General features: G+C 57.8%; 14 protein-coding genes. 5 read left to right on the forward strand and 9 right to left on the reverse strand.

The window, feature by feature from the left end:
• Positions 1-28: 28 nt before the first annotated feature.
• Positions 29-574, reverse strand: a complete 546-nt coding sequence (gene infC / locus ROLI_RS09725; protein ID WP_187430435.1) for a translation initiation factor IF-3 — start codon at positions 572-574, stop codon at positions 29-31.
• A 203-nt stretch (positions 575-777) separates the two neighbouring features.
• On the opposite strand from infC, the gene ROLI_RS09730 reads away from it, so the two are divergent.
• Positions 778-1,512: a translation initiation factor 3 gene (locus tag ROLI_RS09730; RefSeq protein ID WP_187430412.1), complete on the forward strand. Its 735-nt coding sequence runs from the start codon at positions 778-780 to the stop codon at positions 1,510-1,512.
• A gap of 61 nt (positions 1,513-1,573) precedes the next feature.
• Here the strand turns inward: ROLI_RS09730 and ROLI_RS09735 are convergent, their stop codons facing one another.
• From ROLI_RS09735 to cysG, 6 genes are all read right to left on the reverse strand, one after another.
• The gene (locus tag ROLI_RS09735) at positions 1,574-2,422 is read right to left on the reverse strand and encodes a ferredoxin--NADP reductase (RefSeq protein WP_187430413.1); all 849 of its coding nucleotides are present in this window, start codon (positions 2,420-2,422) and stop codon (positions 1,574-1,576) included.
• 71 nt (positions 2,423-2,493) lie between these two features.
• A complete protein-coding gene (locus ROLI_RS09740; RefSeq protein WP_187430414.1) occupies positions 2,494-2,895 on the reverse strand; it encodes a DUF934 domain-containing protein in 402 nt (133 codons plus the stop codon).
• A 19-nt stretch (positions 2,896-2,914) separates the two neighbouring features.
• Positions 2,915-3,655 carry a phosphoadenylyl-sulfate reductase gene (locus ROLI_RS09745; protein WP_187430415.1) on the reverse strand — a complete coding sequence of 247 codons (741 nt, stop codon included), beginning with the start codon at positions 3,653-3,655 and terminating at the stop codon, positions 2,915-2,917.
• Complete coding sequence (locus ROLI_RS09750) at positions 3,645-5,309, reverse strand: nitrite/sulfite reductase (RefSeq protein WP_187430416.1); 1,665 nt, start codon at positions 5,307-5,309, stop codon at positions 3,645-3,647. Before ROLI_RS09750 ends, ROLI_RS09745 begins: the two co-directional genes overlap by 11 nt.
• Positions 5,302-5,607 (reverse strand): DUF2849 domain-containing protein, encoded by a 306-nt coding sequence (locus ROLI_RS09755; protein WP_187430417.1) that lies wholly within the window; start codon positions 5,605-5,607, stop codon positions 5,302-5,304. The genes ROLI_RS09750 and ROLI_RS09755 overlap by 8 nt, the downstream gene beginning before the upstream one ends.
• Positions 5,607-7,025, reverse strand: a complete 1,419-nt coding sequence (gene cysG / locus ROLI_RS09760) for a siroheme synthase CysG (RefSeq protein WP_187430418.1) — start codon at positions 7,023-7,025, stop codon at positions 5,607-5,609. The genes ROLI_RS09755 and cysG overlap by 1 nt, the downstream gene beginning before the upstream one ends.
• A gap of 140 nt (positions 7,026-7,165) precedes the next feature.
• Between cysG and ROLI_RS09765 the strand changes: the two genes are divergently transcribed.
• On the forward strand, positions 7,166-7,627 hold the full coding sequence (locus ROLI_RS09765) for an Lrp/AsnC family transcriptional regulator (protein ID WP_187430419.1): 462 nt from the start codon (positions 7,166-7,168) through the stop codon (positions 7,625-7,627).
• 4 nt (positions 7,628-7,631) lie between these two features.
• Here ROLI_RS09765 and ROLI_RS09770 read toward each other — a convergent pair whose 3' ends face one another.
• Positions 7,632-8,813 carry a cytochrome P450 gene (locus ROLI_RS09770; protein ID WP_187430420.1) on the reverse strand — a complete coding sequence of 394 codons (1,182 nt, stop codon included), beginning with the start codon at positions 8,811-8,813 and terminating at the stop codon, positions 7,632-7,634.
• Between the two features lie 542 nt (positions 8,814-9,355).
• Here ROLI_RS09770 and ROLI_RS09775 point away from each other — a divergent pair.
• From ROLI_RS09775 to ROLI_RS09785, 3 genes are all read left to right on the forward strand, one after another.
• Positions 9,356-10,357: a DctP family TRAP transporter solute-binding subunit gene (locus ROLI_RS09775; RefSeq protein WP_187430421.1), complete on the forward strand. Its 1,002-nt coding sequence runs from the start codon at positions 9,356-9,358 to the stop codon at positions 10,355-10,357.
• Positions 10,358-10,425: 68 nt separating this feature from the next.
• The gene (locus ROLI_RS09780) at positions 10,426-11,106 is read left to right on the forward strand and encodes a TRAP transporter small permease (protein WP_187430422.1); all 681 of its coding nucleotides are present in this window, start codon (positions 10,426-10,428) and stop codon (positions 11,104-11,106) included.
• A 4-nt stretch (positions 11,107-11,110) separates the two neighbouring features.
• Positions 11,111-12,490 (forward strand): TRAP transporter large permease, encoded by a 1,380-nt coding sequence (locus ROLI_RS09785; protein WP_187430423.1) that lies wholly within the window; start codon positions 11,111-11,113, stop codon positions 12,488-12,490.
• A 51-nt stretch (positions 12,491-12,541) separates the two neighbouring features.
• On the opposite strand, the gene tpiA is transcribed toward ROLI_RS09785, so the two are convergent.
• Positions 12,542-13,288, reverse strand: a complete 747-nt coding sequence (gene tpiA, locus ROLI_RS09790) for a triose-phosphate isomerase (RefSeq protein WP_187430424.1) — start codon at positions 13,286-13,288, stop codon at positions 12,542-12,544.
• Positions 13,289-13,360 lie beyond the last annotated feature (72 nt).

The following is a 13,360-nucleotide window of genomic DNA, read 5'->3' on the forward strand; positions in this document are numbered from 1 at the left end:
GTGTTCAAATCAAACCAACAGAGTGGGGTTATTTCGGCAACGGCCCGATCAGCATGACCATCTGGCGGCCTTCCATTTTGGGAAAGTTCTCGATGCGGCCCACGTCTTTGGTATCCTCAGCAACCCGTTCGAGCAGTTCACGGCCCAGGTTCTGGTGCGCCATCTCGCGCCCCCGGAAGCGCAGCGTAATTTTCACCTTATCGCCGTTTTCGATGAACTTGAAAACATTGCGCATTTTCACATCATAATCGTTGGTATCGGTGTTGGGTCGGAACTTGACCTCTTTGATCTCAATGATTTTCTGTTTCTTGCGGGCTTCGGCTTCGCGTTTTTGCGTCTCGTATTTGAACTTGCCGAAATCCATGATTTTGCACACGGGCGGGTTGGCGTTCGGCGAAATCTCTACAAGGTCCAAACCGGCGTCATTTGCCATCTCCATGGCGCGGTCGGGCGTCACGACACCGACATTTTCACCATCAGCACCAATCAGGCGGATTTCTGAGTTGCGAATTTTTTCGTTGACGCGCGGGCCTGTGTCACGTTGAGGCGGCGCGTTATGGGGTCTGCGAGCGATGATTGTCGTCCTTGAGTTGTTAATAAATTCTAGACGCTAAAGTAACCGGGCAAAAGCGCCACTTCAAGTCGCAATTTGGGCTGGAAGGAGCCGAAGGGAACAGTTTCGTCATTTGAGGGTTGGTCTTTGGTCGCTGCGCGGGCAATACAATGCGCAGAGCTGTCCGCATAACGTTCTGCGGAGAATTAATGAGGGAAAATACTATGAAAAATCTGATTTGGGTTTTGGTCGCTGCGGTCATCCTGGGGGGTGGTTATTATCTGATTTCCGGTCAGCGTGTGGATGAAGCCGTTCGCGAGGTCATTACCACCGAACCGGACACTGATACAGCACAGGCGGTTCCAGAGGTTGATGATACAGCGGCGCAAGCCGAGGTCGTGCTGGACAACGCTGCTTCTGATGCGAGCGGGACGGTCGAAAGCACCGCAGAAGACATCGCAACCGCAGCGGGTGATGCGGTCGAGGACGCCGTTGAGACAATGGCTGATGTTGTAGATGAGGCAACGGCGGCGGTTTCGCAAGCGGCTGATGAAGCGGCTGAGCAGGCCGCCGACCTCGCCCAAGAGGCAACGGCTGCAACCGAAGAGGCCGCTACAACCGCCGGTGAAGCCCTTACTGAAATGGTGCAGGATGCCAGTGAAGCTGGCGAAAACCTCCTGAGCGATGCGACGCCCGATGCCGCGACGGACACGCCCGCAGTTGCCGAGCAGAGCGCTCCAACGCGCGAAAGTCTGGCCGCTGTGGATGACGTAAAAGAGGCAGAAGCCCTGACTGTGGCAGGATTCGATTTGGCGAAGGTCAATGAGATGATTGAAAATTCAGATCTGGCGACAACGCAAAAGCTGGTGTTGAGCAACGCGGTTAAATCGGCGCAGGATAACCCGGCACTTCTTGAAGCCGCTTTGACCCAATTGCGCAACGCCTTGGGCGGTCAGTAAGCCAAGATAAAAAAGGGCCCGATCCAGAGATCGGACCCTTTTTACGGCTCGTTTTGCCGATTTAACCGACGAAGGCCTTTTCCACGACGTAATGTTTAGGATCGGAATTGGCGCCCTCTTCCAGGTCAAACCCTTCGAGAATTTCCTTGAGGTCCGTGTTAAGCCCCATGGAACCGCATACCATCGCGCGATCGGTGTCAGGCGAAATGCCATCGATCTCCAGGTCCGCAAACATAGTGCCGTCTTTCAACAACGTCGTGATCCGTCCCATCTTGGGGGACGTCTCGCGCGTGGTCGTCGGGTAATAGGTGAGCTTTTTGAGGTTTTCTTCGCCCAAAAGCTCCAGCATCATCTCATCGCTGCGCAGGGTCTCGATCAATTGGCGACCATATTCCAATTCCGCCACATCGCGGCAGGTATGGGCGATAATCACCTGTTCGTAATCCTCAAAGGTCTGCGGATCACGCAGCAAGGACGCAAAGGGGGCGAACCCGGTGCCGGTGGCAAAAAACCACAGCCGTTTGCCCGGCAACAGGGCATCATGCACCAATGTGCCAACGGGTTTGGGACGCAGGATGATCTCATCGCCCGGCTTGATATGTTGCAGCTTGGAGGTCAGCGGCCCGTCCTGCACCTTGATTGAATAGAATTCCAGTTCCTCGTCCCAGGAGGGCGATGCGATGGAATAGGCGCGCAGCAACGGCTTTTGCTTGCCGGTTTCGGGATGCGGGTCCCCCATCAGCCCGATCATCACGAATTCGCCGGACCGAAACCGCAAGGACGCAGGGCGCGTCACGCGGAACGAGAACAGGCGATCCGTCCAGTGCTGAACGCTGGTTACGGTCTGCGCATCGGGCAGGGTGGGGACTTTTACGGCGGCGGCTTGGGTCACAGGTGTTTGCTCGGTCATGAATGTGTCAACGCAGGCTTACACCTGCGTCTCCCTTTTAGAAAGAAAATTGGATGAGGGGAAGGCGTCAATCAGCCACGCAGGCGGGATTGGTAATTATGGTCCTTCCAATTGGCGCGGAACTGCCATTGATCTTCGGGCTGGCGTGCGGCCAGTTCATCGGAGATTTCAACCTCGTCAAATCCGGCCCGGCGCGCCATGGCGTATTGATCCGCCAGAACATGCCCGCGCGCGCGCAACCGCCCGGTAAAGCCGCGCAACCGAAGTTGTCTTGCGATGGTAAAGCCGCGCCCGTCAGCAGAGGAGGGGAAATCCACCCGGATCATGTGCAGCCCGTCGCACAGCGGTATATCTGCGGGCTCCGCATTTGAGGGAATATCCAACGCTGTGGCGTCATTTGCCGCGTCCAATGTGATGAAAGGCTCACACCAATCGTCTTGTGTGAAACCGGTATCTGTAACGAGAATGCTCATGTGGGGACTCCTGTGCGGATCATTTTGCCATTGATCCCGTGCGGATCATTTTGCCATCGACGAAGTGGATGCCACATTCGTCTTTTTCTGTGTTGCGCCAACGGCCTGCGCGGGGGTCTTCGCCAGCCGTAACGGGGGAGGTGCAGGGCGCACATCCGATGGAAGGATACCCTTGCGCCACCATCGGGTGACGCGGCAGGCGGTTCTCGGCGATGTAATCGACGACGTCACCGGGTTGCCAATGGGCTAGCGGATTGACCTTTATGCGCTCCGTGCCCGGCTCAACCTCAAAGAATTCCATGTCAGCGCGCTTGCCCGATTGGAACCGTTTGCGTCCAGTGATCCAACCGCCGTGCGATTCCAGCGCGGTTTGTAACGGCTGTGTCTTGCGCAGCGCGCAACAGGCATCCGGGTCGCTCTGGTGCAGGGTCGCGTGCGGATCGCGGGTTGTGTTGGCGCGATTGCGCAGAATACGCAAATTGCGCAGGCCAAGACGTTCGGCCACCTCCTGTTGATAGACAAGCGTCTGCGTGAACAGCATTTCAGTGTTGATGAACAACACGGGCACATCGCGGTTCACCATCGCCGTCAGATGCAGCAACACCACCGATTCCGCCCCGAAACTGGAGACCAACGCCAGATCGGGAACCTCGTCAAAGGCCACACGCAACACATCCGTCGCGCTGTGATGGCGCAGCTGATCGTTTAGCCGCGCCACTTTTGCGCTTAGAAGTGTCGTTGGCGCGTGATCAAGCGGCATTGGCCCGCGCCTCTGGGTAAAGCGCGGCTTTGAACGGGGCCAAGCCGAGGCGACGGTAGGTGTCAAGGAACGTCTCGCCTAGTTCGGAGCGCAGGTCGAGATAAGCCATGACCAGACGCTCGACCGCCGGGATGATCTCCTCGGCCGAAAAACCGGGGCCAGCACGCTCGCCAATGGTGGCATCCTGCGTGTGATCCCCGCCCAGCGTGATCTGGTAATTTTCCACACCTGCGCGGTCCAGGCCCAAGATGCCGATGTGACCCACATGGTGGTGTCCACAAGCATTGATACAGCCCGAAATCTTGATCTTCAGCGGGCCGACGTCATGTTCGATCTTCAACTCATCAAACCGGGTCGCGATTTCCTGCGCAATCGGGATCGAACGGGCCGTGGCCAGCGCGCAATAATCCATCCCCGGACAGGCGATGATATCCGAAATCAGACCAATATTCGCCGTCCCCAGACCCGCCGCGCGCAGGGCAGAATAGACCGAAGGCAGATCGTTTTTATGCACATGGGGCAGGATCACGTTCTGCTCGTGGCTGATGCGCAATTCATCATGGCCGTAGCGTTTGGCGAGGTCCGCCATCAAACGCATCTGCGCGGATGTGGCGTCACCTGGTGTCGCGCCATGAGCCTTAAGGCTGATCGTGACGATGGCATAGCCGGGTGCGCGGTGCTCGGACAGGTTGGTGTCGGCCCAACTGCGGAACGCCGGATAGTGGCGGCGTGCGTCCTGATATTCCGTGTCAGGAGCGCTGCGGAATTCGGGCGCGGCAAAATCGGATTCAATCGCGGCTAACATTTGTTGATCCACGCCGGTGAACTGCGGACGGATCAGGGCGAAACGCTCCTCTACACGCGCGCCGAAATCCTCCAGACCGTTCTCATGGACGGTGATCTTGATGCGCGCCTTATATTTATTATCGCGCCGTCCCAATAGGTTATAAACGCTGACAATGGCTTCGAGATAAGGCAGCAGATCTTCGCGCGGCAGGAAATCCCGCAACACCTTGCCGATCATCGGCGTACGGCCAAGGCCCCCGCCAACGATAACCTCAAAACCCGCCAAACCGTCGCGCTCCACCATACGCAACCCGATATCATGCGCCTTGATCACAGCACGGTCGTTGGGCGATCCGGTCACCGCGACCTTGAATTTGCGCGGCAGGAACTGAAATTCCGGATGATCCGTGGACCATTGGCGGATCAATTCGGCAACCGGGCGCGGATCGGCGATTTCATCGGCAGCAGCACCGGCGAAATGATCCGCCGTGACGTTGCGGATGGTGTTGCCGGAGGTCTGGATCGCATGCATCTGCACCGCACCCAGAGCGTCGAGCATATCGGGCACATCGCGCAATTCGGGCCAGTTGTATTGGATGTTCTGGCGCGTGGTGAAATGGCCATACCCCTTGTCCCATTTGTCCGCGATATCCGCCAGCACATGCATCTGGCGGCTGTTGAGCGTCCCATACGGGATCGCCACGCGTAGCATATAAGCGTGCAATTGCAGATAAAGACCGTTCATCAGGCGCAGCGGCTTGAATTCATCCTCGGTAAGCGAGCCATCAATACGGCGTTCGACCTGGGCGCGGAACTGGGCATTGCGTTCCTTGATGAAGGCGGTGTCAAAGTCGGTATAATTATACATGCTTAGGTGCCTCTTGTTTGCCATGGACGTAATTGGACGGGCCGCGGGCGCGGAAATCTTCGCGAAAATGCGTCGGCTTGGGGGTAGGGCCGCTGATGTCCACATCGGCCAGATAAACGCCCACGACCCGGTCGTGTTGTTGGGAAGCATCAATCAGGCGCAGGTCGGCATCTGCCTCATCGGTCAGGACTTCGGCCTCGGCCAGATTGCGGCTCCAGCCGGTCGCGGTTTGATAGATCACATCGCCCTCCAGCAGGGCGTTGGCGGTCACGACTTTGGGGATATATGCGCGGGGCATTACAGCGCCTCCTTTGCTTGGATGGGAAGGGAGTAGGGATCGGTCTTGCGCAGGCGTGCTGCGGCGGCTTCGCGCGGAGCGAGGCCATAGAATGTCAACGCCGGACCAGACATTTCAGCCGCGCTCAAGGCGGCGGGCAGGGCATCCAGCGTGGTTTCCAAAATACGTTGATCGGGGCGCGAGGCGTTTTCGATTACGGTGACGGGGGTGTGGCGATCCGCGCCGTGCATGATCAGGCGGCCCTGAATGAAACGCGCGGATTTCTTGCCCATATAGATCGCGGCGACCTGACCGGGTTGCGCCAGCGTGGCCCAGTCGTGATCTGCAAAACCCTTCATGTCATGGCCTGTCAGGAACCGCACGGAGGCGTTACGCCCGCGTTTGGTCAGGCTTTGGCCAATTTCCGCCACGGCGGCAGAGGCCGATGTAATACCCGGCACGATGGACCAGGCGATCGCATGGGCATCCACCGCGTCAATCTCTTCGTCCAGACGTCCGAAAACGGTCGCATCGCCGGATTTCAGCCGCACGACCTGCGCGCCTGTTTGCGCGTGCTGCACGATAAGCGCGTTAATATCTTCCTGCTTCATCGAGGGGCCGAACCCTTCTTTGCCGGCATCGATCATTACCGCTTCACGGCGCGCCAGTTCCAGAATGGGCTGGCTGATCAGACGGTCATAGATGACAACATCGGCCTCATCGAGCACGCGGCGCGCCTTCATGGTCAACAGATCCGGATCACCGGGGCCGCCACCGACAAAATGCACATGACCTGTACGCGCCTTGCGGTCCAGATGATCGACCAGCAACGTATCAAGCCGGTCTTTCACAGCGTTTTCGCCGCCTGTGATCGCGGCAGGGCCCGCGTTGAAATAATAATCCCGCCAGAAATCGCGGCGCGCACGTCCAAAGGGCAGGGCGTCCGCGGCCTTGCGGAAGGTTTTACCGATGCGCGCCAAAGGACCGAGTGTTGCGGGCAGGCGGGTTTCGAGGTCGGCTTTGATTGCGCGGGCCAGAACGGGGGCGGCGCCTTCGGTGCCGATGGCGATGGTCACGGGGTCACGGTCCACGATGGCGGGCGTGATGAACTGGCTGTCTTGGAGATTATCGACGATGTTCACCAAGGCCCCATCGGCGCGCGCGATGCGTGACGTGCGTGCATCCTCGGCAGCATCTTCATCCGCTGCGTAAAAAAGGGCCGCGCACAGGGTATCGCCCGGTGCCATGGCACGGCGGATCAGGGTGAGCTTTCCCGCGTCGGCCCAGGCGGTGATGTCATCAGCGGGCGCGGGGCTGAAGACCGTGATATGTCCCGCAGTTTTCATCAAGAGGCGCAGCTTTGCCAATGCCGCCTCGCCGCCACCCGATACGATGATACGGCGACCATGCACGCGCAGGAAGATTGGGAAGTGATCCATTGATACCGGCCTTTCAGATTTTCTTATCCCTAATATAGGAAATATTCCCGGTTATTTACTAGATGCGCGGGTTGATAAGGACATGTGTTCTGTTTATCTTGAAAAATGGAACATTTGACCCCGCAGAGGAAAAAATCAGAATGAACGTTCGTATCGATGACGTAGACAGGAAAATCCTCGGCGAGCTGCAACGCGATGCCAGCCAGTCGCTGGATGAAATCGCCGCGCGGATCGGCTCCTCCAAGACCCCTGTGTGGAACCGGATTCGCAAATTACGCGACGCGGGTGTGATCCGACAGCAGACGGTTTTGCTGGATGCCGAGGTCTTGGGTTTTGAAGCCTGTTTTTTCGTTCTCATTCGCACCTCCGCCCATGAAGCGGAATGGCAGGCGGCATTTCTCAGAGCCCTGCGTGATCGCCCGGAAGTGCAGGAAGCCCATCGTCTGGCCGGAGATATCGATTATATTCTTAAAGTGCGGGTAAAGAATGCGCGCGCCTATGACGTCTTCTATCAGGCGCTGATTTCGGAAGTCCGCGTCCATAATGTGACCGCACTTTTGTCCATGGAGGAGATCAAATCTACCACGATGCTGCCGCTTTGAGCGGTTATTGGCGCACCATCAGCCGAGCAAGCCCGTGAAAATGGTAGCTGTTGGAATATTCGGGCGTTTCAGCGAGCCGCAGATCCGGGGCATGCGCAAAGAGCCTTTGCAGCCCCAATTGCAATTCCAGCCGCGCCAGCGGGGCGCCGACACAAAAATGTAATCCACCACCAAAGGCGACATGCGGCGCGGGCGCGCGAAACGGGTCGAACAGGTCGGGGTTTTCAAAGCGCGCAGGGTCCCGTCCCGCCGCCCCGAGCATCAGGGCGACCTGTTCGCCCGCCTTTAATTCATGCCCGCCGACCGTGATATCCTCATAAGCATAGCGCGTGAACATATGCAGGGGCGGATCATAGCGCAGCACTTCCTCGACCGTGCCCGCAATCGCCTTGGGTGCCAGAGCGGTCAGGGGCGCTTGATGTTCCAGCAACGCCTTCACCGCATTGCCCATCGTGTGCACGGTCGCCTCATGCCCGGCATTCAACAGCAAAATACAGGTCCCGATCATTTCCTCGCGGCTCAGCTTTTCGCCATCCGCCTCGGCGGCAATCAGATGGGTGATCAGATCGTCGCGCGGATCGCTGCGCCGCTCTTGGATATAGCCCGACAGGAATGCGCTAAATTCAGCGGCGGCGGTATTGGCCGCAATTTCGGTCTCATGCGTGCGGCTGGCCTGATACATCGCCACCATCGCATTGGACCAGCGCAGCAACTGGTCCGACATCTCTTCGGGAACGCCAAGCAAGCGCGCGATGACACGGACGGGCAGGGCAGTGCAGAACGCAAGGTTCAGATCAAAGGGTTCCGTCGGAAACGCATCAAGAAGGTCGTCACAGATCGCGTCGATATCCGGCGCAAGCGCCTTGACGCGCCGCGACGTGAAGGCGCGCAAGACCAAACCGCGCAGACGCGTATGATTGGGCGGTTCCATATCCAGCATGGAATGACGTTCCACCGCATGAAAATCCCGCAAATGATCCGGCACCGGGTTTTGGTGTTCTAAGGGGACGGCCCGTCCCAAACGGCGGTCGCGCAACAAAGCATGTACAGATTTTGCGTCAAACACGGCCATCATCTTGTAATCCTGCCAGTATTGGACCGGGTCCTGCGCCATGACACGCGCATAAAGCGCATAGGGATTTTGGACAAAGACCGGATCGAGCGGGGATTGAATAAGTGATCGCATGACATTCTTTAACGCGTGAAACAGGTGCCAAGGCAAGGGGCTGTTTCCAGGCTTGCTGATAAGTCCGCAAATCCGCCGCGCGACCTTCATTACTTTCGGTTCTGTGGCGATGGGTTGCGTGCGCGTTTGCGTCCTCCACTCCAGTCTCGCATTTTCTTGAAAAAACTGAGCGAACATGTGGGTCCCGACGCGAGGAGCAGAGGATAAGTTTTTGGCGTATAAGTAATTGATTTTAATTTAAAAAAATTACTACAAAATCAAAAAACCAAATGGATAGCGTGGAGAATACTCGACAGCTAAGGTCTTACTCAACTTTACTTTTCGACATGTGGTTGATTGCAGGAGGGCGCAGGGTCTGAAAGGAAAAGCGAGGTAAAGAGTGTCCCTTACAGCATTGATAAAAAGCATCAAAAAATCGCAGCGCAGTTCGAAAATCATATCTCTTGCTCTTATGCGCGAACGCCTGTTTGATGAGGCTTAGTGCATTATAGTTCAAATACGCGATCAATATCAAAAAAACAATGTTTCTGGGAGGAAACCTCATGAAGACTATGACCGCTGTCTTAACGGCATTGACCCTATCCGTCAGCGCCTCAGCCGTGGCCGCCGCCTGTGATGATGGTGAGATCGTCATCAAGTTCAGCCACGTGACAAACACCGACCGTCACCCCAAGGGCATTGCCGCCTCGCTATTACAAACCCGCGTGAACGAAGAGATGAACGGCAAGGCCTGCATGGAGGTGTTCCCGAACTCGACGCTCTATAACGATGACCAGGTTTTGGAAGTCTTGTTGCAGGGTGATGTGCATCTGGCGGCACCGTCCTTGTCCAAATTCGAGCAGTTCACCAAAGTGTTCCGCATTTTCGATCTGCCCTTCATGTTCAAGAACATCGCGGCCGTGGACGCGTTTCAAACCTCCGAGACCGGTCAGGCGATGAAGGAATCCATGACGCGCCGGGGCCTTTTGGGGCTGGCGTTCTGGCACAATGGTATGAAACAGATGTCGGCCAATGTGGCGCTCAACAGCCCGGCGGATGCCAGTGGTCTGAAATTCCGCGTGCAGAATTCCGACGTGCTCAAGGCGCAGATGGCGGCTCTGGGCGGCTCACCGCAGCCGATGGCATTCTCTGAGGTTTACGGCGCGCTGCAAACCGGTGTTGTGGATGGTCAGGAGAACACATGGTCCAACATCTACGGCCAAAAATTCTTTGAAGTTCAGGACGGTATCACCGAAACCAACCACGGCATCATCGATTATATGGTCGTGACCTCCACCGATTGGTGGGATGCGCTGGACGGCGATATCCGCGACCAGCTTGCCACCATCATCACGGAAGTGACCAACGTTCGCAACGCTGAATCCACCTCCGTCAATGAGCAGGCCAAGGCTGATATCATCGCAGCGGGCGGCGTTGTGCGCAAGCTGGATGAGGCCGGACGCGCCGAGTGGGTCGCCACGATGAAGCCGGTCTGGGAAGAATTCAAAGATGACGTCGGTCAGGAGAACATCGACGCGGCACAGGCGATCAACGCCGGTTTCTAAAGCCAATACCAATGCTGCCCGGCCCTGACTTCGCGGGCCGGGTGGATCATCAAGGGGGAGGGGGGCGCATGGCGCATTCCTATGAGGCGGAAACGATTCTGGGTCGGATCGTGAACGAAATAGAGGAGACGGCGATTGCGCTGATCCTCGGGTTGATGACCCTTCTGACATTCATCAATGTGGTGCTGCGGTATGGCTTCAATACCGGGATCATCTGGGGCTTGGAGGCGGTGACGTTTCTGTTTGCCTGGCTGGTGCTCTTTGGTGTGAGCTACTGCGTCAAGGTCACAGCGCATCTGGGTGTGGATGCGGTGATCAACCTGTTTTCCCCGCCGATCCGGCGCATTCTGGCGCTCATCGCGGCGGCGGTTTGTCTTGCCTATGCCTTTCTGGTTTTCAAAGGGGCTTGGGATTATTGGGCACCATTTGCGGGGTTCGATGCGACCTCCGGGCGCTGGTTCCCCACGGGGTTTGAAAATACCCGCGATCAGGCCTGGTATGAGGTCGTCGATATGCCGATGCCCGACTGGTTGCGCTGGATCGAGCCGATCTTCAATCAGGGCGAGGCCTATGAGAAAATCCCGCGCTTCATCCCCTATGCGATGTTGCCTTTTGGCATGGGATTGCTGCTCTTTCGCTTCATTCAGGCGACGGTGCGATTGGTACGGGGCGATGCCACCAGCCTGATCGTCAGCCATGAGGCCGAAGACGAGGTCGAAGCCGTCAAACACATGAATTCGGGGAATTAGGCCCATGGAAGTCGCAATCCTCTTTACCATGGTGATTGGGCTGATGCTGATCGGCGTGCCGATCGCGGTCAGCCTGGGCATGTCCTCCATCGTGTTCCTGCTGGTGCTCGGCGATACCTCGCTGGCCTCCATTGCCCAGACCCTGTTTCAGGCGATGGCAGGCCATTATACGCTGCTCGCCATCCCGTTTTTCATTCTCGCCTCCAGCTTCATGTCCACGGGCGGCGTGGCACGGCGCATCATCCGGTTTTCCATCGCACTTGTCGGGCATTTCCCCGGCGGTCTGGCGATTGCGGGGGTTTTCGCCTGTATGCTCTTTGCGGCGCTCTCAGGCTCCTCTCCGGCAACGGTCGTGGCCATCGGCTCCATCGTCATCGCGGGGATGCGACAGGTCGGCTATACCAAGGATTTCGCCGCCGGTGTCATCGCCAATGCGGGCACGCTGGGGATCCTGATCCCACCCTCCATTGTCATGGTCGTCTATGCCTCGGCCACGGATGTCTCGGTGGGGCGCATGTTCCTGGCCGGGGTCATTCCGGGCCTTTTGGCCGGGTCCATGTTGATGATCACCATCTATATCATCGCCCGGATACGCGATTTACCCAAAGGGGAATGGCGCGGTTGGGGAGAGGTTTTCGAGGCCGGGCGCGAGGCCGGCTGGGGCCTGTTCCTGATCGTGATCATTCTGGGGGGCATCTATGGCGGTATCTTCACGCCAACCGAGGCGGCGGCGGTCGCAGCGGTCTATGCGTTTTTCATTGCCTGTTTCGTCTATCGCGACATGGGGCCGTTGCACGTCAAGGGCGATGACACCCAAAACCTGACCCTGATGCGCAAACCCATCGCGCTGGTCACGGCGTTTTTCCACCGCGACACCAAGAAAACGCTGTTTGAGGCGGGCAAGCTGACTGTGACCCTGATGTTCATCATCGCCAATGCGCTGATCCTCAAGCACGTGCTGACCGATGAGCAGATCCCGCAGCAGATCGCGGCCGCCATGCTGGATGCGGGCTTCGGGCCGATCATCTTCCTGGTAATCGTAAACGTCATCCTGCTGATCGGTGGCCAGTTCATGGAACCCTCGGGCCTCTTGGTCATCGTGGCCCCCTTGGTATTCCCGATTGCCATCGAGCTGGGCATCGACCCTATTCATCTCGGCATCATCATGGTGGTCAACATGGAAATCGGCATGATCACACCGCCGGTGGGCCTCAACCTCTTTGTGACCTCTGGCGTGGCCAATATGCCGATGATGTCGGTGGTCAAGGCCGCACTGCCCTTCACGGCCGTGCTCTTTGTGTTCCTGATCATGGTGACCTATATACCGATCATCTCGACCTGGTTGCCGACGCTGGTGATGGGGCCTGAGATCATCATAAAATAGCCAAAGGCGCGCTGTCGGTTCACATCTTCGGCGCGCCCTTCATCGACCGGTTCAGCTGGCGGCAAGCGCCTCGATGATCGGCGAAAAATCTTCTGCTTTCAGGCTCGCTCCGCCGACCAATGCGCCATCAACCTCAGGCGTGGCGAAAATATCTGCCGCATTGCCCGGCTTTACCGACCCGCCATAAAGCAGGCGGATCGCATCGCCTTCATCGCCAAACCGCGCCACCAGTTCTGCGCGCAACACGCCGTGAACCTCGCCGATCTGCTCCAGTGTGGGGATCTTGCCAGTGCCAATGGCCCAGATCGGCTCATAGGCGACAACGAGATTGGCACCCGTGCTTGCCTCTGGCACGGACCCGGCAAGCTGGGCTTTGAGAACGGGCAGGGCGTCCCCGGCCTCGCGCTGTGCCAGGCTCTCCCCAATGCAGACAATCGCGATCAAACCGGCCCCCTGCGCGGCTTCCCCCTTGGCGCGGACCTGCGCATCCGTGTCGCCGTAAGCCTCGCGGCGTTCGGAATGGCCCACAATGACATGACCCGCACCGGTATCGACAATCATGCCGGCGCTGATGTCTCCGGTGAAGGCCCCTTTCGGCTCGGGGTGGCAATCCTGCGCCCCAATGGCAACAACACCTTTCGCAGAGCGCGCAACAGCCAAAATCAACAGCGGCGCGGGGGGGCAGATCACAATGTCACAAGGGCTTGAACCATGGGTCGCATTGAGGTCGTCCAGCACGTTGAGATCAGCCTGTGTGCCGTTCATTTTCCAATTGCCCGCTGCCATTTTCCGCCGCATGAAACGCTCCTGATGTGAATATAACCCTTGGTATCAGCATGATCGCCGCGCGGCAATCGGCCAGCTGCGCTT

Origin of the sequence: Roseobacter fucihabitans, from assembly GCF_014337925.2 — a bacterium.
Classification (GTDB): Bacteria; Pseudomonadota; Alphaproteobacteria; order Rhodobacterales; family Rhodobacteraceae; genus Roseobacter; species Roseobacter fucihabitans.

Excerpts from the sequence above, each read along its gene's own strand:
- ROLI_RS09780 (WP_187430422.1), top strand. The coding sequence starts at position 10,426 with ATGGCGCATTCCTATGAGGCGGAAACGATTCTGGGTCGGATCGTGAAC.
- ROLI_RS09750 (WP_187430416.1), bottom strand. The coding sequence starts at position 5,309 with ATGTATAATTATACCGACTTTGACACCGCCTTCATCAAGGAACGCAAT.
- ROLI_RS09785 (WP_187430423.1), top strand. The coding sequence starts at position 11,111 with ATGGAAGTCGCAATCCTCTTTACCATGGTGATTGGGCTGATGCTGATC.
- tpiA (WP_187430424.1), bottom strand. The coding sequence starts at position 13,288 with ATGCGGCGGAAAATGGCAGCGGGCAATTGGAAAATGAACGGCACACAG.
- ROLI_RS09735 (WP_187430413.1), bottom strand. The coding sequence starts at position 2,422 with ATGACCGAGCAAACACCTGTGACCCAAGCCGCCGCCGTAAAAGTCCCC.
- ROLI_RS09740 (WP_187430414.1), bottom strand. The coding sequence starts at position 2,895 with ATGAGCATTCTCGTTACAGATACCGGTTTCACACAAGACGATTGGTGT.
- ROLI_RS09770 (WP_187430420.1), bottom strand. The coding sequence starts at position 8,813 with ATGCGATCACTTATTCAATCCCCGCTCGATCCGGTCTTTGTCCAAAAT.
- ROLI_RS09765 (WP_187430419.1), top strand. The coding sequence starts at position 7,166 with ATGAACGTTCGTATCGATGACGTAGACAGGAAAATCCTCGGCGAGCTG.
- ROLI_RS09755 (WP_187430417.1), bottom strand. The coding sequence starts at position 5,607 with ATGCCCCGCGCATATATCCCCAAAGTCGTGACCGCCAACGCCCTGCTG.
- ROLI_RS09775 (WP_187430421.1), top strand. The coding sequence starts at position 9,356 with ATGAAGACTATGACCGCTGTCTTAACGGCATTGACCCTATCCGTCAGC.
- cysG (WP_187430418.1), bottom strand. The coding sequence starts at position 7,025 with ATGGATCACTTCCCAATCTTCCTGCGCGTGCATGGTCGCCGTATCATC.
- ROLI_RS09745 (WP_187430415.1), bottom strand. The coding sequence starts at position 3,655 with ATGCCGCTTGATCACGCGCCAACGACACTTCTAAGCGCAAAAGTGGCG.
- ROLI_RS09730 (WP_187430412.1), top strand. The coding sequence starts at position 778 with ATGAAAAATCTGATTTGGGTTTTGGTCGCTGCGGTCATCCTGGGGGGT.